Raw genomic sequence first — 23,556 nt, forward strand, 5'->3', positions numbered from 1 at the left:
AAGATGGCATTTAAGCTTAAATCCGTCGTCGGGACGATCCTGGCGACGGTGCTGACGGGGAGCCTGGCTCTGTCCTTCGGGCCAAAGGCTATGGCGGATCCGCAGACTTGGGATTCCGTGGCAGAGACGAATTGGTATAATCCCATTTATTCAACGTTTAATATCAATACGCCCGCAATGCTGGCCGGTGTTGCGAAGTTGGTCAGCGAGGATCCGAACGGCAAGGTGAACGGCTTTAAGGACAAGATTCTTGAAGTCGCCGGCGATATGGACCTCTCTAGCTACGAGTGGCTGCCGATCGGCAACAAAGAACATCCTTTCAAGGGAACGATGATCGCGCAAAACGGCGCCAGATTCACGATCTCGGGGATGAAAATTCCGGATAATCTCAGTTACCGGGGCTTGATCGGTTATATGGAGGCCGGCACGCTTGGCGGCTTCACCTTCGCCGACAACGGCCGGATCAGCGTCGCCGATTCCGCGTATGAAGTGTACGCGGGGTCTGCGGTCGGCAAGATGACGGGCAGCAGCCTTGTCTACAACATCACCAACAATATCGAGATCAGCGTGACCGACGCGACATACAACGTGTATGCCGGCGGTATCGTGGGCATGGGCGAAGGTACCATCGCCAACGTTGTAAATACCAAAACGGTCACAACGAACGGCACCTCGTACGCCGGCGGCATCGCCGGCTACGGCGGCGCTCACGGATTAAGGATCAAGCAAGCCGAGAACCAAAAGGATATAACGGTAAACGGCAAGGGCGGAAAAGTCGGCGTGGGCGGTATCGTCGGCTACGTTGAGGGCTTGCTCGAGCTTGAGGATCAGGATACGCCGATCGTCAACAAGGGCAACGTCAGCGCGACCGGCGCGACGGTCAGCTACGCCGGCGGGATCGCCGGCCGGGTCGGCGGGCGGATCTCGATCTCCAGCCTGACGAAGAACGAAGGAACCATTACCGTGGATACCCCCGGAGGAACGGGTTCTTATGCCGGCGGCTTTGTCGGTGCCGCAGAAGCGCCTGCAACGGACCGGTCCGTGCTTCGCGGCAGCTTCGAAAACAAAGGTGTGATCCACAACAGCGGCGGCACCGGCGTTTATACCGGCGGCGTAGCCGGTTATTTCGGAGACAACTACAGCTGGTCGGGATCGTTCCTGAACAAGGTCAACATTCAAGCGATTGGCACGGACAAGGTATATACCGGCGGCTTCGCCGGCTATTCCGTAGGCGGTACGATCATGAACGTATCGTTTAATGCCGACATTGTCGCTAACGGAGCCAATGCCTATACCGGCGGCATCGTCGGCTACGCCAAGGGAGGCGGCGTCGGCGACGCAAACGGGGATGGCAGCGGCCATTACACCCAAGTCGCGGTTGGCGGCAGCGCGAGCAAGTATGCGACGCTCGATGCCGACGGTACGATCGGCGGTATCGGGGGCTATATTGAGGGCGCAGTCAACCGGGTGTCCGTCAAGTATATCTCCATTAAAACGCATACGGTCGGCAGCGCCGTCGGCGGCGTGGGCGGCAGCATGCAGGGCAGCGTCTATGGTGCAGAGGTAGGTGCAGCGGATTATAGCGGTTATGACAGCGTCAAGCTGGAAGCCGTCACCGGCTTGTCCAGCGGCGCCGATAGCTGGACAGTCGGCGGTATCGCCGGTCTCAACGAGAAGCCGCTGACCATTACGGGCAGCAAGGTCACCCGGGTCGGCATTGCCGCAGGCAGCGGTAAAAGTCTCTACACGGCAGGCGGTATCGCAGGTAGTCTGACAGCCGAAGCCAGCGTAGGTACGACGGAAGCGCCGGTAATCGTGCAAGACTTCCTGATTGATGCGGGCGCGACGGACAGCAGTTTCGGCGGCGCAGTCGGGGTCAATCGGGCACCGGTCATGGTCGTCGAGGTTAAGCGCGTGCAGTTGAAATCTACCGGCGAAGACATCCGCTTGGGTGGCGTATTCGGCGAGAATCATGGTGCAGTTGCAGGCAGCAAAGTAAACGGCACTGTCATTACGGCCTCGGGCGCGCGCGGTTCGATCGGCGGCGTCGCCGGCCTCAACCGCGGCTCCGTCAGCAACTCGACAGCGGAAGCGATCGAGATTAAAGCTTCGGGCGCCGATTCGTCGGCAGGCGGCATTGTCGGCCGCTCCGAAGGACCGGACGGCGGGCGAGCCGGCCTGAACAGCGTTAAGCTGATCGGCGGAGAGAACCCGACAGTCAGCGTGCTGGCACCGAACATTAACGCAGGCGGTATCGTCGGATACGCCAAGAGCACCGACATCGTCAATCCGCAGGCAATGGCGGATGCGCCGAACTACGTGAATCTGGCTCTTCAGGCAGCAGGCTCGGCAGCGGGCGGCATCGCCGGCCGCATCATCGACGGCAGCATCGTCGGCGATGCAACAGCTGTCAACGTGGACGATCTTCTGATCGGCACGGTCTCGGCGTCGACCAATCCGGTCATCGGTGGTATCGCCGGTTATGCGGAAGCGACCCGCATCGAGAAAATCATGTCGGCGGGCATTAATTTGAACGTCAACAATCCGTCCACCGTGGTCGGCGGCATGGTCGGCTACTATCAAGCGACAGGCACATTTATCGCGGACAGCTCGACGGAAGGCCTCAGCTTGAAGGTTAACGCATCGGCTACGGGCACGACGGTCGGCGGTCTGGTCGGCGTCAATGCCGCTCGCGCAGGCGATCCGGTTATCAATCCGGGCAGCGCCGTCAGTACGCTCCGCAACAGCCGGGCGATCGGCAGCGTGAACGTTACCGCTCCGTCGGCTTTGGTTGGCGGCATGGTCGGCGACAACGGCAGCCTGATCGCGAATAACAACGTGGCCGACAAGGTTCCGGTAATTTCGCGCGGCCGTGACGCCACCGTGGGCGGACTGGCAGGCATTAACCGGGCGACAGGCACGTTGTATTACACGTATTCTAACGCGAATTTGAACGTGGAAGGCGAGAATACGCTGGTTGGCGGCCTGGTCGGACAAAATGACGGCGCCGTCAAGAGTTCCTACGTAGATATCGCTGTCTCAGGCAGAGCAACCGGCACCTCTTCCGCTCCTGTGTATCTTGGCGGTTTGGTCGGACGCAACAGCGGCAGCATCGAACTGTCCTACTTCTCGGGTATCGCTACGGCTAGCGGCAGCTACAGCGTGGTCGGCGGCCTGGTCGGCGACCAGGCCGCGGGTACCATTAAGAATGCTTATGCCGCAGGGAAGGTCATCGCGACGCAGGATCATTCATATGTCGGCGGCCTGTCCGGCCGTATAGCAAGCGGCAAGCTGTCGTATACGTATTCCGCTGCAGATGTGCAAGCATCGGGTGGCGCGATAGCCGGTGCCTACGCCGGTCGCTATGACAGTTTCGATCTGGAGCTCCTGTACAAGAACTATGTCGTCAAAGATGCATCCAACAACCTGAACGTCGGATTGTCCGATTTTGGCGCAGGCACCGTCTCGACACTGGACGAGCCGCTGCGACTGGATACCGTGAACGTCAGTACGCTGCGGGATCGGACGGTATTCCCAAGCCAATCCGGATGGGACTTTGTCCAGGCTTGGCGCTACGGCTCGCTCGACGCGCAGTACAAGTATCCGGAAGTGAACCGGATTGCGAATACGGGCGACGATACCAGCGGCGGCGTTAATGCCAACATTAACTGGTACATGAACGATAAGGGCGCGATCAACTTCCAGATCTCCACCGAAGCGGAGCTGGCCGGTCTGGCGGGTATCGTCAACGGCAGCATCGCCGGCGTCGACCGCTTCGACTTCAAGGATCGCAACATTCAGATCGTCGGACCGATTCACATCCAGTCCAGGCAATGGACGCCGATCGGCGACAAGCTGGAGAATCCATTCCGCGGGCATCTGGACGGCGGAGATTATCTGATCGATGGTCTCAGCCTGCAACCGGCCCATGCGTATTCCGGTCTCTTCGGCGTCATCGCTCCGGAGGGCAAGGTAGAGAAAATCAAGCTGGAGCCGCTGGCCGTAGCCGGTCTTGATTACACCGGTGCGTTGGCAGGCTCCAACGAAGGAACCGTAGACGGAATTGAAGTCCGACTGCTTGGCGGAGCCAAGGTTAGCGGACGCATCGTTGGCGGCATTATAGGCAGCAACACCGGTACACTGGGCCATTTAAGCCTGATTATGAACGACGGCGGCGTCGAGGCCGCGTACAATAGCTCGATCGTCGGCAGCATCGTCGGCGACAATACGTTTCCGATTGACGGACAACTGTCGCTCACGTCGACCGCAGGTTCGATCGTAAGCTACACCGAGGATGCCATCGTCGGCGGTATTGTCGGCCGGCAATCCGGGGACATCCACGGATTCGAACTATCGATTTCTCCGGACTTTCGGATTCTTTCCAACGCTGACCGCAATATTGTTGGCGGTGCGATAGGCAGCTACGTTTCCGGCGAAGCCAGCAACGTGAAGCTGGTGTTTGAAGGGGCTGCTCTAGAAGCGGGAGGGCCAGAATCGGTCATCGGTGGCGTCGTCGGTCGCGCAGCGGCCGGTACGATCCTGTCCGATATCGACGTCAGCGCCGAAGTTCCCGGCATTCACGTGCTGGGCAAAGGTATCGTCGGCGGCGTCGTCGGCGACAAAGTAGGCGCAGGCAACAATTCGTTCGAGATTCGCAACGTCACGATCGGCGATATCAATGTCGCCTCCTCGGGCGACAGCCTGAGCGCGCTTGTCGGCGGTCTGGCAGGCAAGACGGTAAATACGGCTATCAGTCATATCGACTCGTCAGCTACCGTACGCGGCGCAGGCGTAACCGTAACAGCTGGCGGTATTGTCGGCTCCGCCAAGGATTCGGTTCTCTATAAGACGAAGATGGCGGGCGACATCAGCGCTACGACGCGCAGCGGCGATACCGTCGTAGGCGGCATCGTCGGCGAGCTGTCCGCAACCGATCGGGATCGGGCGTTCGATTTTGGCCTGATGACCCCATTGTACCCGGGGCTGTATCAGGCGGAAATGAAGGGCGGCTCGCAAACGGCAGGCAGTTTGAACTTCCAAGGCAAGCTGTATGCCGGTGGCATCGTCGGCAAGAACAGCAATGCTTCCATCTACTACGCGGACTCGCAAACCGATCTGTCCGTGAACGGCGGCGACACAATCGTGGCAGGCGGTCTTGCCGGTTATAGCGACGGCGTTATCGCAGCTTCGAAGACGAACAGCGGCGTTCGGGTAGCGAACGGAACGGCTTACGAAGCAGGCGGCGCGGTAGGTCAAGCCGCCGGCGGCGGGATCTACTATACGCAAGTACTGTCTTCAGGCGGCAAGCAGTTGGTCGTCGCAAGCGCGATCTCTGCGGTAAACGAAACGCCATACACCCATGCCGGCGGTCTAGTCGGTAAGGCATCGGGCACGTCGATTCAGAACGCATCGACGGACCTGCCGGTGACGTTGACGGAAGCCAATTCGTTTAATACGCCGATGGTCGGCGGATTTGCGGGACAGCTCACGGGAACGGGTCCCGATACGGCTCTGATTCGAGACGTTTGGGCCAAGGGCGCAGTCACCGTTACAGCGAAGTCGACTTCTTATGCGGGCGGTTTGGCCGGCTCGGTGGATCATTATCGAATCGAGCACGCATACGCTTCAGGTAACGTCCAGCACAGCGGTTTGGATCTGCGAACCGGTGGTTTGGCCGGATCCGTGGAAGCAACGGGTTCTATCGTTGATTCCTTTGCACTGCAGCAAAAAGTAGCGGCTTCCTCTGCCAAGGCTGTCACTCGCGCGCATACCGGCGGCATCGCCGGCGCAAACGCCGGCACCCTGGAGGGTGTTTCTACCGACATTAAGGAAGTGAGCGCACCGACGACCGGCAGCGGCATTTACACGGGTTCCATTGTTGGCAATCTCCTGACGGGAGGCGCGCTCTCGAATGCCGTTTATACGGGCGAGACGAATCCGGTCGGGCACGGCGGCACTTCGGGACAGGCGACGAAGGCAGAGAAAATCGATATCTATGCCAAGGGCGAATGGACCATCGACGTCGATACCGTCTTCCTGAACGAACCGAATGTCGGCAGCGTAGAAATGGCTACGGTTCCGCGTCTTCAAGGCACGGTGCTGCTGAAGAACTCGACTGGCGCAGCTTACTTTAAGCTCTTTAACCGGTCGGCAAATGAGGCGCCAAACTTGCCTAAGCTGACGCTGACGGCAGATTTAAACCTCGAAGGCATTCGCTTTGTGCCGTATGAGACGTTCACGGGCACTTTCGACGGCGGGCAGCACAAGCTTACTTCGCTTCAGCCCGTCAGCAGCGGATCGTCCAGCTTCGCATCGGTGAATGGCGGAGAGATCGCTGGCATCGTGTTCGATCGGCCGATTGTCTCATCGACGAATGATGCTGCGGTCGTCGCCGGCGTCAACGATACCGGGGCCATCATTCGGGGCGTTGCCGTACGCGACGCTGCAGTGACAGCCGCGAATCGTGCCGGGGGTATCGCTTCGGTTAACCGCGGCTTAATCGAAAATTCTTACAGCTCGGGCGCGATTCAGAGCACATCACCGGAAGGCCGCGCTATCGCAGGCGGCATCGCTGCCGTCAATACGGCGGATGGCCGGGTACTGAAGTCGTTCTCAATGGCGGATGTCTCGGTTGAAGCCAAGGAAGCTCTGTCCGGCGGTATCGCCGGCAACAGCGCAGGGACTATCGAGGACGGTTACTCCGCAGGTCGGATCGTGGCCAAGGGTAATGCGCAAGCCTGGTCCGGCGGCATCGTCGGTCTGGCCGAAGGCGGTTCGATTCTGCGTACGCTGAATTCCGGCGAAGTCGGGGCAGGCATCGGCGGTACGATCTTGCCGGGGCAATCCTACTTCGGCGGAATCGCTGGCCAAACGAAAGAAGGCACCGTAGTAGCCGGTTCGTATTACAATGCTCAGGCAATCAAGCGTAACACGCCTTACTATGATGCGTCAGGGAACCCTGTTGCTGGCAATGTCTCTGGTGCAACCGGCAAGTCCGCAGCAAGCCTGACGGACGGCAAGCTGCCGGAAGGCCTCAATGCAGACGTGTGGGCGGTCCGGGATGGATTCTATCCGATTCTCTCCGAATGGGTTGAGACGGTCGAAGGCTTCTTGGCTTCGGCTGCCGTGATTCCAAGCGCGCAGGACACATTGAACAAGCTGACCGATAAGTTCAGCTTGTCCCAGACTAGCGAGGCTTCTCCAACCTGGACAGCTAACACGACTGATGTGATCTTGAGCCGGGATAAAGACAAGTTAAGCGGCAGTCTGCCAACTGGTGAGATTGCTACGCTAAAGGTTACCTATAGCGGTATTTCACGCAAGATTGTTGTGGGGCCTTCGGCATTCGTGTTCGCTGAGAAAGCGATCAAGCCACAGCCAGAGTCAGAGAGTCGCTCCTTCAAAGGATCTACTCAGGTTGTGCTTCGTGCAGCAGACTCAAACGCATCGATCTATTACACGTTGGACGGCTCAATGCCAAATCAGCTGACGTCGACCTTGTATACGAGTCCAATCCTGCTGAACAGCACAACGACGTTAAAAGCATTTGCCATAGTAGATGGCAAAGAAGACAGCGATATATTCAGCGATCGTTGGATTGCTGAGGCAGCGCCTGCCGGCGGTGGCGGCGGATCCGCCCCGGTAACGCCGACAGAGCCCGTAACGGCTTCCATCGGCAGCAAGACGCAGGATACGACGGGCACGGCGCCTGTCGTTGTCGCCAAGAACAGCAAGCTGGAGCTGAACGCGCCGACCGGACAAGTGATCTACTACACGACGGACGGCACGGATCCGACGACGAAGAGCACGCGTTACACGGGGCCGATCGTTCTTCGCTCCACCATGACGGTCAAGTTCATCACCGACAAGGACAACAAAGTCGTCTCCATCGATTACAAGGTGGAAAATGCAAGCTACAGCCTGAAAGAAGACGCGAAAGATGTCAACTACATGAAGGCGTATACCGATAACACCTTTAAGCCGAGCCAGGCGATTACGCGTTACGAACTCGTCGACGCCTTGTCGCCGCTGCTTGACAAAGAGGAAGTCAGCGTCGCCAACCTGTTCGATGACGTCAAATCGGATGCCGCAGATGCGGTTGCCTTCTTCAACGCAGCCGGCATCATCGAAGGTTATCCGAGCGGCGGATTCGCAGGAGACCGGGGATTGACCAGAGCGGAGTTCGCCGCGGTTCTGACGCGTGTACTGCATCTGGATCCGGCATCCGGTGGCACGGCCAAGCAGAGCGACGTGAAAGGTCACTGGGCCGAGAGCTACATCGGAGCCTTGACCAAGGCAGGTTATATTAAGGGCTTCCCGGATGGCACCTTCCGTCCGGAGAGCAAGATCACGCGGGCAGAGGCGGTCGTGCTGATCAACCGGATCATCGGGATTAATACAGAAGCACTGCCCGTCCGGTTCAGCGATCTTCCTGCCACGCACTGGGCTTATCAAGACATCATGTCTGCCGTGCAATAACAGTCGTCCGAATGGCGGGGCTCATGCCCCGCCATTTTACACCTTAGACAGGAGGGACAATGGTGAGAGCACAAATAAGGTTTGCCGGAATGGTGCTGGCGCTCCTGGCGACGCTGATTATGGCCGCAGGCACGGGAAGCGCGGCCAAGACGGATAGCATCGATGCCGTACAGAGCTACGATATGGCCATCACCGCTACGTTGTATTTGCGAGTTTTGGACAGCGAGGGTACGCTGCAAGCGACGGGCTCTGGCGCGATCATCTCGGCCGGAGGCTCCGCACTTACCGCCTATCATGTCGTGAAGGGCGCTGCCCGCGTTGAAGCGCAGTTGAGCGACGGCCGGGTGCTTAGCCCGGTCAAAGTGGTAAGCTATGACGAGCTGACGGATGCCGCGGTGCTCGAGCTGCCCGATCCGAAGACGGCCAAGCTGACAAGCGGCGCCTATCCGTACCTGACCGTTAGATCTGAGTCGTTGAAGTTTGGCGAGACGGTCTATGCGATCGGTTATCCGCTGAAAAACACGCCGATTATCACGCAAGGCATTATTAACAATCCTGCGGCGAAAATCAACGGCCGCGATCGCATTTTGACCTCCTCGCAGATCGTCAGCGGGATGTCCGGCGGTCCTTTGCTCGACGATGCGGGTCGTTTGGTAGGTACCATATCCGGCTCGCTTCGCACAATGGACAACATTCATCTCGTTATCGATACGAATGACATTCGCAAGATTTTGCCGAGCAAGCTGAAATAATTCATTTTAATCCTTCCGTAGCGGGCGCGAACGTCCTCCTTCGGGAGGATTTTTTTATTTGCAGTCAAGAAGAGAAGAATTTAACAAATTGTTCAGTAGATGTTCAGAACCATCGTTAATAATAGTAAAAAAGACCTGCGAAGGAGTAAAAGCAATAGACTATAGGAGGTTTTTGGAAAAATATTTGTCGAATTGTGGAATATAACTGAGAGAGGAACTCAAACCGTATGCGAGCTTATAGAAATATCAAAATTAAATTTACTAGAATGATCCTCATCCGCTTGATGATTTTTACGCTGCTCGCCTCATCCATTTCTTTTTCTCCTCTGAAGGCGAGCGCGGCGTCGGAGCCTCTATTAGTCTCTCTATCTAGCAATGACTACTTAGACTTTACATCCAAGTCAACACCGACGAAAAATCCTTCGGTCGAATCAGGCAGTACATCAAGTTATATCGCTGGCAACGTCTACCGTTATGCGAAGGTATTGACTAAAAACGGCGTCACGGTAGACGCGCTGGTCAAAATTGTAAGCGTTGATTCCAAGGCAACGCTCAACCTGTTGGATGACGATACAACGGATACGAGCGCTGCAATCGTGAGACGGTTTAATCCCACAGTCACGACAAGCGGAGGGGCCGGCGGGGTCCTGTTTGAGATCAGTTTCGTCAAAAACGGGACAAGCGAACCCGTTTATTTGGTCGGTTTCCATCTCACGGCTATCGATCTGGACGGCAGCGCATCCGCGCAAGAGTATGCCGAGGTAGCGGGATTTTCCAGCTATGAGATCGGCAACCCGAGCTCCGGAACAATTGCCAATCGATCTAAGCTAACCATTTATGACTCGAATTCAGCGGTCGCTAACCGTCCTGCAGCTGGCCGTACTAGATTTTCGGGCATAAATTCCTCGCTGAATGGCGTTCAATTCGACAATACGGCTTCGTTCATCGCACATTATGCGGCGCCTGTTCAAAGCATCAGCGTCGTCATCGGCAATACGAACACGTTAAGCAACGGTACAAACCTTGGCAGACAATTCTCGCTTAACTTTGGCGCCGTAAGTAATGCTTTTGACGATCCAAAGGTATATCCCAATGCCGACTCTCCTACGATTACATTAAATGTAGAAGACGGGGGCGACGGCAAGTTATCCGGTGCTGAGAAATCCAGCGTTGTTCTCCAGGGAACAACGACCAAGGCGTCAGTCAATGATACAGTCACGTTAACCGTAGAAGATTCAGCAGGGACGATCCTGACCTTTACAACAACAGTCGTAAGCGGAGGAGACTATTCGAAAACCGTAGATTTGTCTACGCTGGCGATGGGGACTATCAAAGTCACAGCAAGTGTAGTGAATGGGAACGGAAATCCATCTTCTCCGGTGACCGACACGTCGGAGATTATAAATGCCGCACCAACGGCTACCGGTGTCAGTATCACCGGCGACAAGGCTGTCGGCGAGACGCTGACGGGCACCTACAATTACGGTGATGCGGACGGAGATCCGACAGGAACGCCGACGTACAAATGGTACCGCGATAGCCAGGCGAGCGGTACGAGCAAAGTCGAGATTACCGGCGCTACCTCCGGCAGCTACGTGCTGACGGCTGGCGATGTGGGCAAGTATATCTTCTTTGAAGTCACGCCGAAGGCAACGACGGGCGTCCTGACGGGTTCGCCTGCTACGAGCACAGGCTACGGTCCGATCGTTTCTGCGAACGTAGCGCCGGTAGCCACGGACGACACCAAGAAGACGAACATGAACACGGCGCTGACCGACACGCTTCCGGCAACGGACGCGAATACGGGCGATACACTGACGTTCAGCACAGTCAGCAACCCGTCGCACGGCACGGTAACAGTGAACGCCAACGGCTTGTACACGTACACGCCGACGACGGGCTACACCGGCACGGACAGCTTTACGTTCAAGGCCAACGACGGCAAGGCCGACTCGAATACCGCAACGGTGACAATTACGGTGAACGCGCCGCCGACGGCGACGAACGTAAATATCGCCGGCGAAAAGGTTGTCGGCGAGACGCTGACGGGTACCTATACGTATGGCGATGCGGACAGCGATCCGACAGGAACGCCTGTTTACAAATGGTATCGCGACAGCCAGGCGACTGGTGCGAGCAAGGTAGAGATCAACGGTGCGACTTCCGGCAGCTACGTGCTGACGGCAGGCGATGCCGGCAAGTACCTCTTTTTCGAAGTCACGCCGAAAGCGGCAACGGGCACGCTTACAGGAACGCCTGTTGTGAGCACAGGCTACGGTCCAATCGTGCCTGCGAATGTAGCGCCGGTAGCGACCGACGACACGAAGACGACGAACATGGACACGGCACTAACCGACACGCTTCCGGCGACGGATGCGAATACGGGCGATACGCTGACGTTCAGCAAAGTCAGCAACCCGTCGCACGGTACGGTGACGGTGAACGCCGACGGTTCGTACACGTACACGCCGACGACGGGCTATACCGGCACGGATAGCTTCACGTTTAAGGCTAACGACGGTAAGGCGGACTCGAACACCGCGACGGTAACGATTACGGTGAACGCGCCGCCGACGGCGACAAACGTGAATATCGCCGGCGAAAAGATTGTCGGCGAGACGCTGACGGGTACCTACACGTATGGCGACGTAGACGGTGACCCGACAGGAACGCCTGTTTACAAATGGTATCGCGACAGCCAGGCGACTGGTGCGAGCAAGGTAGAGATCAACGGTGCGACTTCCGGCAGCTACGTGCTGACGGCAGGCGATGCCGGCAAGTACCTCTTTTTCGAAGTCACGCCGAAAGCGGCAACGGGCACGCTTACAGGCACGCCTGTTGTGAGCACAGGCTACGGTCCAATCGTGCCTGCGAATGTAGCGCCGGTAGCGACCGACGACACGAAGACGACGAACATGAACACGGCGCTAACCGATACCCTTCCGGCGACGGATGCGAATACGGGCGATACGCTGACGTTCAGCAAAGTCAGCAACCCGTCGCACGGTACGGTGACGGTGAACGCCGACGGTTCGTACACGTACACGCCGACGACGGGCTATACCGGCACGGATAGCTTCACGTTTAAGGCTAACGACGGTAAGGCGGACTCGAACACCGCGACGGTAACGATTACGGTGAACGCGCCGCCGACGGCGACAAACGTGAATATCGCCGGCGAAAAGATTGTCGGCGAGACGCTGACGGGTACCTACACGTATGGCGACGTAGACGGTGACCCGACAGGAACGCCGACGTACAAATGGTACCGCGACAGCCAGGCAAGCGGTACGAACAAGGTAGAGATCAACGGCGCGACCACGAGCAGTTACACGCTGACAACTGACGATGCAGGCAAATACATCTTCTTCGAAGTCACGCCAAAGGCGACGGCAGGCGTCCTCACAGGCTCTCCTGCCACGAGCGCAGGCTACGGCCCGATCGTTCCTGCGAACGTCGCGCCTGTCGCGCACGACGGCTCGAAGTCCACGTATCCGAATACGGCGGTAACCGGCACGCTCTCCGCCACGGATGCCGATACGAGCGACACGGTGACATACGCACTAGACACAAACGGTTCGCACGGCACGGTCACGGTGAATCCGAACGGCAGCTACACCTACACGCCTGCTGCCGGCTATGTGGGCACGGATACCTTCACCTTTAAGGCAACCGACGGCAAGGCATATTCCAACGTGGCTACGGTGAAGATTACGATCGCGAACCGCACGCCGACCGCATTCGCGCAAGACGTTATCATTAGCGTAAACGGCGCGGTATACGACGGTATGCTGCAAGGCAGCGATCTCGACCCGGGCGACACGCTGAATTTTGCTAAGGAGAGCGATCCATCGCACGGTATTGTGACAGTAAACGAGGACGGCACTTATACCTACAAGCCGAACCCGGGTTACGGCGGTGAAGACAGCTTCACCTTTTCGGTCACCGACAACCATGAAGCCAAGTCCGCGCCAGCCAAGGTGACGATCGCGATCGCGGAGCCAGGCACGTATGTCATCCGCCTTGTGGCGAATCCGGACACGCTCATTGGCGACGGCGTCTCTACATCGCAATTGACGGCGACCCTGCTGGATAGCGAAGCGCAGCCTGTCGCAGGCGTCAAGGTCAAATTCAGCGCGCCGTCCGGCACCTTCCCTGATGGGGACGAAGCCGTGACGAATATTTTCGGTCAGGCGGTTATCCCATATAAGACGTCCAAAATCTCAAGCACAACCGCCCAGGTCATCCCGGTGACGGCGGAGGTGTACGATACCGATAGGGGCATTTACAGCAAGAAGCAGCTCAACGTAACGTTCCAGCCCGCCGCGATCCGCGGCGTCGTGGCTGCGACGGTAAACGGCCAGCGCATCGTCGAAAAAGGCGTTACGGTACGCATCACGAACGAGGCAATCGGCTTCTCCGCCGATATCACGACGGACGAGCTGGGACAATATGCAATTCCGGTCCCTGAAGGCGATCTCGTCTACAGCATCGAGATCATCAAGCCGGTCACTGTCGGCGGCGAGACCAAGCAGGTATCGTTTAAGCAGACGGCGAAGGTCGGCCAAATTACGGGCAACGGCGAAGAATACTTCGACTCCGACAAGGTCGCGACGGGCATCATCGTTCTGGCGAAGCCCGACGGTTCGCAGAAGCTGCTGAACGACCAAGATGCGGCAGACCGCGATATGGCGGCGCAAATTAAGATCAAGATCCAGGACCCGGACACCGGCGCATTCATCATGGTGAACGGACAAGACGCGTTCGCGCTCGATCCGAGCGGCGTGTTCAGCATTCCGGGCCTGGTCAAAGGCAAGAAATACGGTCTCGCGATCGTGTACAGCCTTCCCGACGCCCAGAATAACGGCGCGGCTAAGGAAATCATCATGAATGCGATCGACAACGACGGCACGCTGCCGAAGTTCGAGCTGTCCGCGGACGGCGAGCTCAACATTCTCGACGAGCTGATCGACCCTTACGGCGATATTACGGATAAAGTCGCAGGCACGGCTGTCGACGGTGCGCACGTCGTCCTCTACTATGCCGATACGCCGCGCAACAGAGCTGCGGGCATTACGCCGGGTACGGCAGTTTTACTGCCTGCCATCGCAGGCTTCGCGCCGAACGATAACGCGAACCCGCAGACGAGCAAGGGGGGCGGCAAATACGCCTACATGGTGTATCCGACGACTGATTACTACCTGGTCGTGACGGCTGCAGGGTATGAGACGTATGTCAGCCCGACGATTCCGGTCGAGTTTGCAATTGTGCGTCACGACGTGCCGCTGACGCCTCAGTCCGGCTCGCCGTCCCCGGTCGTGCCGTCGACGCCGGCCGATCCGGATCCGAAGGGCGCGCCGGATCTGATCGTCAACGTGGCGATCGATCGCAGCACTTATGAAGAGAGCAGCACAGCCACCGTAACGGTCAAATACAAAAACAACGGTGACGCTGCGGCGAAGGACGCGCAAATCACGCTTGCGATTCCCGAAGGCGCAGAAGTGCTGGACGCTGCCGGCGGTACGGCAGCGAACGGCAAGATCGTCTGGAAACCGGGTACGGTGGAGACGGCTGCAGGCGGACAGTTTGTGGTCAAGCTCAAGTGGCCGCAAATCGACGCATCGGAACGGATGGCCGAGGTGGACGCCAAAGCATCGGCAGCGAATCTGTCTACTGAAGGTGCAGCCAACGCGGAGTCGTCGGCCAAGCTGCTTATTTTCTCCAACCGCTATGGCAATGTTTCGCATATCCGATACATTCTTGGCTATCCGGACAAAAAGTTCCTGCCGAATCGGACTTTGACCCGGGCTGAGCTGGCCGCGATCATCGCGCGCCTGATCGACGGCGGCAGCACGACGCTTAAAGCGCAGTACAGCGACGTCCGCGAAGGGCATTGGGCGAGCGGATACATCCGTATCGCATCGGATAACGGCATCTTTACGGGCTATGCGGACGGCAGCTTCCATCCGGACAGCCCCGTCACCCGCGAAGAACTCGCAGCGGTCATGGTCCGATACCTGAAATTAAAGGTCGCGCAGCCGCTCGATCCTAAATTCGCGGACGCGCAGGGCCGCTGGTCTTCGGCCGCCATCGAAGCGCTGTTCCGCAACGCGCTGACGACGGGCTACGAGGACGGTACCTTCAAGCCGGGCGCTCCGATCATCCGCCAAGAGGCGGTCACGATGATTAACCGGCTCCTATACCGCGGTCCGCTTGGCGGCGTAGAGGCTTCCTTCCCGGATGTGCCGGCGACAAGCTGGTCGTTCGGCCAGGTCGAAGAGGCCACGAGATCGCATGAATCCACGCGAGCTGCGGACGGCAGCGAGATTTACGTGAAAAGCATCGACGACAACGTTCATTAAGCAAAAGGCAAAAAAGGCTCGATCACCAGGTCTCCTCGGAGACCGTGACGGGCCTTTTCCATTTTCCGCCGACATATTCAATGATTCACACGCGGATGACGAAGGGTAATAACTGGAAAACGAGGACTGGTCGCTATGCCCGCCTGTGGGTGAGCGCATAAGAAATTGGGAGGGGTTAAATACTACTCCCATGGTAAAAGATCAATCCTTATCCCTGAGCTACCGCGTTCGTCATACATGCCGTATGTCGTACCTGATGCGGCTTCGGGCCATGGTCCAAAACATCCAAGGAAAGTGGGGCATCTCGAAACCATGAAAGCAACCGGAATAGTACGCCGCATCGACGATCTGGGCCGGGTAGTCATCCCGAAGGAAATCCGCAGGACGCTCCGCATCCGTGAAGGCGATCCGCTTGAGATCTTCGTGGACCGCGACGGGGAAGTCATTCTTAAAAAGTATTCGCCGATCGGCGAACTGGGCGACTTCGCCAAGGAGTATGCCGAGTCGCTTTCCGAGAGCACGGGCCATATTTGCCTGATCTCGGACCGGGATGCCGTCATCGCCGTGGCTGGCGCATCCAAGAAGGAATATTTGGACAAGGCCATCGGGCAGACGCTCGAGAATTGCATGGAAAACCGCAAGATCACGCTCGAAGCAAGCGCCGGTCAATTCGACCTGCTGCGAGACAACAGCGAGAACCTGAGCTCGTTTGTAGCCGCGCCGATCGTGGCGGGGGGCGACCCTATCGGCACAGTCGTGCTGCTCAGCCGTGAAGAAGGCGTGAAAATGGGCGAAATGGAAAGCAAGATGGTCGAAACGGCGGCCGGATTCTTGGCCAAGCAGATGGAGCAATAAAGCAAGACAGCCGCGATCTCCACTCAGATACAAATCAAGCTTCGCGAACGGAGAGATCCGGAACCGGAAGCTTTTTTTGTTTTTGCATTCTAAAATTAATCGTTGCAAAGGCTTACATCTGGATTTATAATGACTACACGAGCTTCCGAAACGTTTTGGAAAAGGAGTGGATACGTTGACGACAATCAAAGACCTGGCCAAGGCCGCCGGCGTATCCATTACGACCATCTCCCGGGCGCTCAACGGTTACAGCGACGTGAACGAGAAGACACGCAAACGCATACAGACGATCGCCGATGAGATGGGTTACCGACCGAATGCCGTAGCAAGGAGTCTGGTTACCAAGAAGACGCGCACCATCGGCGTCATCCTGTCCGAGATTAACCGCGAAGGCGCCAAGGACTCGCTAGCCTTCGAGACGCTCTGCGGCATCAACGACCGTGCGGTCGAGCTGGACTACGACATTCTGCTTTTCAGCACTAACCCGAAGAAGCAGCTGTCCAAATCGTATGCCGATCTGTGCAAGGAACGCAATGTCGACGGCGCTATTCTGTCGGGCCTACGGTTGCATGATCCATACCTCGAGGAGGTCGTGCACAAGACGAACTTCCCGTGCGTGCTCATCGATATTCCCGCGGAGAGCCGCAACGTGGGGCACGTCACGACAGACAACGTACGCGGTGCTTCCGCGGCCGTCAATCACCTGATCGGGCTGGGCCACCGTCGGATTGCCATGATCAACGGTCACGACGAAGCGGCCGTCAGCCAAGACCGGCTGGAAGGTTATCGGTTGGCGCTTGCGGCAGCAGGCATTCCTTTCGACCCCAAGCTGATCTACAACGGGGGCTTTAAGGAAGAAGGCGGCTTCGAGGCCATGTACGGCATCTTGTACCAGCATCCCGATGCGACCGCCGTTTTCTCGGCGAGCGACCTGATGGTTCTCGGCGCCTTGAGGGCGTTGGAGCGGCTCGGACAACGGGCGCCGGAGCGCATGTCGATCGTCGGCTACGACGATATCGCCATCGCCGCGCATTGCTCGCCGCCGCTGACCACGATTCGCCAGGACCGCTACGAGATGGGCTACCAAGCCGCGCAGCTCTTGGTGGATATGCTGGAGAACCGGGACATCGGCCGCAAGATCACGCTTCAATCCGAATTGATCGTCCGTCAGAGCACCGCGCCTTTTTCCGTGTAATCGCTTGGCTTCACGCCATGATGACTGAGAGGCGTTTTTATTTCCGCAAAAACCGAAACGTTTTGGAAAGCATTGGCGGTGACATGAAAGCGGTTCAACGGATATCCGCTCGTCGCCGACCAACAGCAAGAAGGAGAAATGCCGCATGGACTACCGGGTGATTAAAGACAACGACCTTTTCCTTCTGACCGACCTGTCCGGCGACGTCGTTCCGCCGCCCGCCGACGCGGGCGAAGGGCAGCAAGCGGGCTACGGACTGTACTGCAGCGATACCCGGTTCCTGAGCCGGATGGAGCTGCTGATCAACGGCCGCAAGCCGATCGTCCTGTCCTCTGAAGCGGACCAGAATTATCTCTCCGAGACCGTGCTGACGAACCCGCATATGGAGGAGGGCGGCAACCTGATCCTATGGCGGGAGTCCGTGGAGCTGCGCAGGACGCGGTTTATCTACGGCGACGTGCTTTACGACAAGTTGACGATGACCAACTTCAGCCCGGGGCAGCTGTCCTTCGACATATCGCTTCGGTTCGAAGCGGATTTCACGGACATGTTTGTGATTAGAGGGTTCATGGGGGGCAAACTAGGCACGACTGAAACGCCGGAAGCATCAGCCGGTGCGCTGCGCTTCGGCTATGCGGGTGCGGACGGTATCCGGCGCGCGCTGCGGATCCGCTGGGACGACCCGGAAGCCGTCGCCGGCGGGGACGGCACGTTGCGCATGGCAGTCACACTGGCGCCGGGAGCTGCCCGGTCGCTTGAGCTGCTGCTCATACCGTCGATCGGGGATGTCGAACCGGCTGCTGCGCCAAGGGAAGAGGCGCTCGCGCATCTCGAAGCCGACTATGAACGATGGGTATCGACGTCCGCATCGCTTGAGACGGACGATCCGCAGCTCGACGCTCTGTACGCGCGAGGCTTGTTGGATCTGCGCGTGCTGCTGAACGACGAAGGGCACGGGCGCTTCCCCGTCGCGGGACTCCCTTGGTACGCGGTGCTCTTCGGCCGTGACAGCCTGATCACCGCGCTGCAGATGCTGCCCGTCAGGCCGGAGGTCGCGCTCGCCACGCTCCGCACGATGGCGCGTTATCAAGGCGAGTGCGACGACGCCTGGCGAGACGAACAGCCCGGCAAGATCATGCACGAGATGCGCCGCGGGGAGCTGGCCAACACGAACCAGGTGCCGTTCACGCCTTACTACGGCACGGTCGACGCGACGCCGCTCTTCCTGGTCCTGCTGGCCGAGTACGTCAAGTGGACCGGCGACCTGTCCGCCCTGCGCGAGCTGCTGCCGAACGCCGAGGCTGCGCTCGGCTGGATCGACCGCAACGCCGAAGCTGCCGGCGGGTTCGTCACCTATCACAGCGAGTCGGCCAAAGGCATCGCGAACCAAGGGTGGAAGGACTCGGCCGACTCCATCGTGCACCGGGACGGCGAATACGCACGGACGCCGATCGCGCTGGTCGAGGTGCAAGGCTATGTGTACCAGGCGAAACGGCTGCTGTCCGAGCAGCTTCCACGCTTGCCGGAGGAGCCGGGCCGCGACTGGCGCGAATTGGCCGCTCGGCTTGCCGAGGAGGCGGAGGCGCTCCGGGAACGGTTTGAAGCGGCGTTCTGGATGGCGGACGAAGGCTACTACGCCATCGCGTTGGACCGCGACGGCCGCCAGGTCCGGTCGGTCACCTCCAATCCGGGACACGCGCTAGCCTCCGGGCTGTTCGCGCCGGAGCGGGCGGCTGCCGTGGCGAAGCGTCTGACGGCGCCGGATCTGTTCGGCGGCTACGGCATCCGCACGATGGCCGAGGGCCAGACGGGCTACAACCCGATGAGCTACCACGACGGCAGCGTCTGGCCTCACGACAATTCGATGTGCCTGATAGGACTTGCGGCCGGCGGCTTCTCGGAGCAAAGCGGCACCGTCATCGAAGGCTTGCTGGCCGCCGCCGCGCACTTCGAGAACGCCCGGCTGCCCGAGCTGTATTGCGGTTATGCCAAGGAGCGCGGACGACCGGTCCGCTATCCGGTGGCCTGCTCGCCGCAAGCCTGGGCAGCCGGCACGCCGCTCGTCATGCTGACGGCCATGCTCGGCTTGGCCATCGACGGCGCAAGCGGTATCGTCCGCGTCGCGCCCGCGCTGCCGCCAAGCATAAACAGGCTTCAGGCGCGACGGATCAAGCTTGGCGCCGGTACGCTCGATGTCGACGTAGAACGGGATCGCGATGGCGGCTATCGAGTCAGCGTCGTCGGCAATACGAGCGGGTTTGCCGCTCAAGTCGACGAACGGCGGCCGGCCGGAGCGAACGCTTAGATAGCCGGCCGGAGTAAACGTCTAATATCGGTTTTTGAGGCTCCGCCGCGCGCCCGGCGCGGCGGCGGATTCCCTTAAACATATTTTCAACACCTAACCAAAGGAGTGTTCGTGCATGAGACAAAGGGGAACGGCATTACTTGCACTCGGTTTGGCTTCTGCAATGGCGGTGACGGCATGCGGAGGAAACAACAATAATAACGCGGCCTCTTCCTCGGCTGCGGCGACGAATGACGCGACGCAATCCGCAAGCGCTTCCAGCTCGGCCAGTCCTTCCGCTTCCGCGGAAGCGAAGAACGTCACGCTGCGCGTCGGAACATGGGACGGCGGAGACGGCCTGAAGCAGCAGCAGCAGATCGCGGACAATTACACCAAGGAACACCCGAACGTTAAAATCAACATCGAGTCGGTGCCGGACCAATACGGCACGAAGCTGCTTACGCAAGTGGCGGCGGGCCAAGCGCCGGACATCTTCCAGATCGGCGACGGCGACGTCAAGATGTTCATGCAGAAGGGCGCGCTTGAAGATCTGACTCCATATATCCAGGGCGCCTCCGGCATCGACCTGAACGACTACTATACGAGCGTTCTGGACGTCGGCAAGCTGGACGACAAGTACTACACGCTGCCCAAGGACTACTCCGACATCGGGGTCTACTACAACAAGAAGCTATTCGACGACGCGGGCGTCGCTTATCCGCAGACGGGATGGACGTGGGATCAATTCTACGAAACGGCCAAGAAATTGACCGTGCAAAAGGGCGGCAAGACGACGCAATGGGGCGTCAACCTGCCGGGCGGCTGGCTGCGCGCCATTCTGCCGCTCATCAACAGCTACGGCGGCAGCGTTATCAGCCCTGACGGCCAATCTTTTGACGGTTACATGAATAGCGACGGCACCGTCAAGGCGCTCGAACTGTACCAAGACATGTATCTCAAGGATAAGATCAGCCCGTCCAGCGCGGATTCCGCAGCGCTCCAGGGCGTCGATCTGTTCGCGGCAGGCAAGGTCGCAATGTCCATGACGGGCCGCTGGCCGGTCGCCGATTACGAGAAGAACCCGGACCTCAGCTTCGGCGTCGCCCAAATGCCGGTCGGCCCGAGCGGCGCGGCCAACACAATCTGCTACTCCGGCTACGGCCTCTACTCCAAGTCCGCCAACAAGGACGCAGCTTGGGATTATCTGAAGTACCTGACCGGCCCGCAAGGCCAAGAGATCATGGCGCAATACGCCTTTACGGCGGTCAAGTCCACGACGGAGAAGCTGGGTCAAGCAACGGATGAGCATCTGAAGCCGTTCCTCGACGACATTCCGAACATCAAGGAGTTCCCTGAAAAGACGAGCGAGTTCTTCGGCGCTTCCGGCGCCAAGGCGATGCAAACCGTGCTAGACAAGATGATGCTGGGCAAGCCGATCGACGTGAAAAAAGAGCTCGACGCCGCGGCCAAGCAAGCGACGACGGACCTCGCATCGGCTAAAAACCAGTAAAAGAAACGACTTATTCACGGCATGCGCAAGACAGTCGGAACGTCGGCGGGGAGCTCGCTTCCCGCCGGCTTCTCCGGCGTCTGAGCCGGTATGACGGAGCGAACCGCTGACTCGCCGTTCATCGTGCAATTGCAAACGGACAATCGAATTCGATAGCTGTAAAAATGCACTTAATTCATCCCAACGGCTCATCCTAGCGGCTCAAAAACGGCTCAGCAAACGAATGAGACCCTCGATTTTTGACCAGACTTAACTGCATTTTTGCAGCTATCCGCCGCCTTTGCGGCATTTTCAAAAAAGAAAGAGGTGTTTGATCATGGAAAAGGCAGCGACCGCATCCGAATACACGCCCGTCAAGACGAAACGCCGCCTGTCCAAAGCGGAACGCAAGGAGGAGCGTACTTTCTACTTGCTGACCGGGCCGTGGCTGATCGGACTGCTCCTATTTTTCGCGGTACCGATGGTCGCCTCTCTCTGGATCAGCCTGAATCAATGGGATATGCTAACCCCTGCGAAGTTCGTCGGCCTGAAAAACTACAATACGGCGATCAATCACGATCCGCTGTTCTGGCAGTCGCTTAAGGTAACGGCGCTGTACGCCATATTTTCCGTGCCGCTCGGCCTCATCGCGTCGCTGCTTCTGTCCCTGCTGCTTAACCAGGCGGTCCGGGGCATGCGGCTGTTCCGCACCATCTTCTACCTGCCGGCCGTCGTCAGCGGCGTGTCCGTCATGGTGCTGTGGATGTGGATCTTCAACCCGCAGATCGGCCTGCTCAACACGATTCTGGGCTACTTCGGCATCGCCGGCCCCGGCTGGATCTTCGATCCGCATTGGGCGCTGCCCTCCATGGTCATCATGAGCCTCTGGTCGACGGTCGGCGGCAGCGTCATCATCTGGCTCGCCGGACTCAAGGGCATTCCGCCTTCGCTTTACGAGGCCGCAGAGCTGGACGGCGCCGGCGGCTGGCAGAAGTTCAAGAACGTCACGATCCCGATGCTGACCCCGACGATCTTTTTCAACCTCGTCATGGGCGTGATCGGCGCGATGCAGACGTTCGGCGAAGCCTATGTCATGACCAAGGGCGGACCGATGAACTCCACGCTGTTTTTCAACTTCTACCTGTTCGATCATGCCTTCCAGAACTTCAGAATGGGCTACGCCTCCGCGCTGGCCTGGGTGCTCTTCATCCTGATCCTGGCGCTCACGGCGCTCGTCGTCAAGTCTTCGGCGGCTTGGGTCTACTACGAAGGGGAAAGGAACTGAGGCCACATGACCACTACGAACCGCGGCAGACTGCTGCTCAAAAATTCGCTTATCTACGTCCTGCTGGCGATCGGCTCCCTCGTCATGCTCGTGCCCTTCGCCTGGATGCTGTCCACGTCTCTCAAGGAATCGTACCAGGTATTCACCTGGCCGCCCAAGTGGGTCCCCGACCCCATTAAGTGGAGCAACTACAAAACCGCCTTTACCAGCCTGCCCTTCGGGCAATGGTTTAACAACACGATCATCATCACGGTTCTCTCCATCATCGGCGCGGTGGTATCTTGCGTCATCGTGTCCTACGGCTTTGCCCGGTTTAAAGCGAGAGGCCGGTCGTTCCTGTTTATTCTGACGCTAGCCACCATGATGCTGCCGGATACCGTGACCATGATTCCGAAGTTCTACATGTTTACGAAGTTCGGCTGGATTAACACCTTTTATCCGCTTATCGTGCCGCTGTTCTTCGGGAAAGCCTACTTCATCTTCCTGCTCAGGCAGTTTTTCATGTCCATCCCGGCCGATCTCGAGGAAGCGGCCAAAATCGACGGCGCCTCCACTTTCGGCATTCTGATGCGGGTCATCCTCCCGCTGACCGTACCGGCGATCGTGACGATCACGATTTTCCAGTTCAACGACAGCTGGAAAGATTTCATGCAGCCGATTCTGTATCTGAGCAAGCCGGAGCTGTACACGCTGACGCTCGGCATCAACTTTTTCAAGAGCCAGAACAACGTGCAGTGGAACTACCTGATGGCGGCCTCCATGGTGACGATGCTGCCTTCGCTGCTGTTTTACTTTATCGGTCAAAAATATTTCGTCGAGAGCATCACACTGACCGGCATGAAGGGGTGACGGACGG

9 protein-coding genes are annotated in these 23,556 nt (G+C 58.5%); all 9 read left to right on the forward strand.

Annotated elements, in window-relative coordinates; genetic code table 11:
* The first annotated feature begins 3 nt into the window (after window positions 1-3).
* The 9 genes from ACFSR7_RS24655 to ACFSR7_RS24695 all read left to right on the forward strand — a co-directional run bounded on the left by ACFSR7_RS24655 (window position 4) and on the right by ACFSR7_RS24695 (window position 23,549).
* Complete coding sequence (locus ACFSR7_RS24655; protein ID WP_378166196.1) at window positions 4-8,478, forward strand: chitobiase/beta-hexosaminidase C-terminal domain-containing protein; 8,475 nt, start codon at window positions 4-6, stop codon at window positions 8,476-8,478.
* Between the two features lie 62 nt (window positions 8,479-8,540).
* Window positions 8,541-9,230 carry a S1C family serine protease gene (locus ACFSR7_RS24660; protein ID WP_378166198.1) on the forward strand — a complete coding sequence of 230 codons (690 nt, stop codon included), beginning with the start codon at window positions 8,541-8,543 and terminating at the stop codon, window positions 9,228-9,230.
* Between the two features lie 485 nt (window positions 9,231-9,715).
* Window positions 9,716-15,592, forward strand: coding sequence for an Ig-like domain-containing protein (locus ACFSR7_RS24665; RefSeq protein WP_378166200.1), 5,877 nt, complete (start codon window positions 9,716-9,718; stop codon window positions 15,590-15,592).
* A gap of 312 nt (window positions 15,593-15,904) precedes the next feature.
* Complete coding sequence (spoVT, locus tag ACFSR7_RS24670) at window positions 15,905-16,447, forward strand: stage V sporulation protein T (protein WP_378166202.1); 543 nt, start codon at window positions 15,905-15,907, stop codon at window positions 16,445-16,447.
* A 175-nt stretch (window positions 16,448-16,622) separates the two neighbouring features.
* Window positions 16,623-17,642, forward strand: a complete 1,020-nt coding sequence (locus ACFSR7_RS24675) for a LacI family DNA-binding transcriptional regulator (RefSeq protein WP_378166204.1) — start codon at window positions 16,623-16,625, stop codon at window positions 17,640-17,642.
* 145 nt (window positions 17,643-17,787) lie between these two features.
* The gene (locus tag ACFSR7_RS24680; RefSeq protein WP_378166206.1) at window positions 17,788-19,947 is read left to right on the forward strand and encodes an amylo-alpha-1,6-glucosidase; all 2,160 of its coding nucleotides are present in this window, start codon (window positions 17,788-17,790) and stop codon (window positions 19,945-19,947) included.
* A gap of 115 nt (window positions 19,948-20,062) precedes the next feature.
* The gene (locus ACFSR7_RS24685; RefSeq protein ID WP_378166208.1) at window positions 20,063-21,436 is read left to right on the forward strand and encodes an ABC transporter substrate-binding protein; all 1,374 of its coding nucleotides are present in this window, start codon (window positions 20,063-20,065) and stop codon (window positions 21,434-21,436) included.
* Window positions 21,437-21,752: 316 nt separating this feature from the next.
* Window positions 21,753-22,700: a carbohydrate ABC transporter permease gene (locus ACFSR7_RS24690; protein ID WP_378166210.1), complete on the forward strand. Its 948-nt coding sequence runs from the start codon at window positions 21,753-21,755 to the stop codon at window positions 22,698-22,700.
* Window positions 22,701-22,706: 6 nt separating this feature from the next.
* Window positions 22,707-23,549, forward strand: coding sequence for a carbohydrate ABC transporter permease (locus ACFSR7_RS24695; protein WP_378166212.1), 843 nt, complete (start codon window positions 22,707-22,709; stop codon window positions 23,547-23,549).
* Window positions 23,550-23,556: the final 7 nt, after the last annotated feature.

Source organism: Cohnella sp. GCM10020058 (genome assembly GCF_042683485.1).
In the GTDB taxonomy this organism is placed as follows: Bacteria; Bacillota; Bacilli; order Paenibacillales; family Paenibacillaceae; genus Cohnella.

Excerpts from the sequence above, each read along its gene's own strand:
- ACFSR7_RS24655 (WP_378166196.1), top strand. The coding sequence starts at position 4 with ATGGCATTTAAGCTTAAATCCGTCGTCGGGACGATCCTGGCGACGGTG.
- spoVT (WP_378166202.1), top strand. The coding sequence starts at position 15,905 with ATGAAAGCAACCGGAATAGTACGCCGCATCGACGATCTGGGCCGGGTA.
- ACFSR7_RS24680 (WP_378166206.1), top strand. The coding sequence starts at position 17,788 with ATGGACTACCGGGTGATTAAAGACAACGACCTTTTCCTTCTGACCGAC.
- ACFSR7_RS24685 (WP_378166208.1), top strand. The coding sequence starts at position 20,063 with ATGAGACAAAGGGGAACGGCATTACTTGCACTCGGTTTGGCTTCTGCA.
- ACFSR7_RS24690 (WP_378166210.1), top strand. The coding sequence starts at position 21,753 with ATGGAAAAGGCAGCGACCGCATCCGAATACACGCCCGTCAAGACGAAA.
- ACFSR7_RS24695 (WP_378166212.1), top strand. The coding sequence starts at position 22,707 with ATGACCACTACGAACCGCGGCAGACTGCTGCTCAAAAATTCGCTTATC.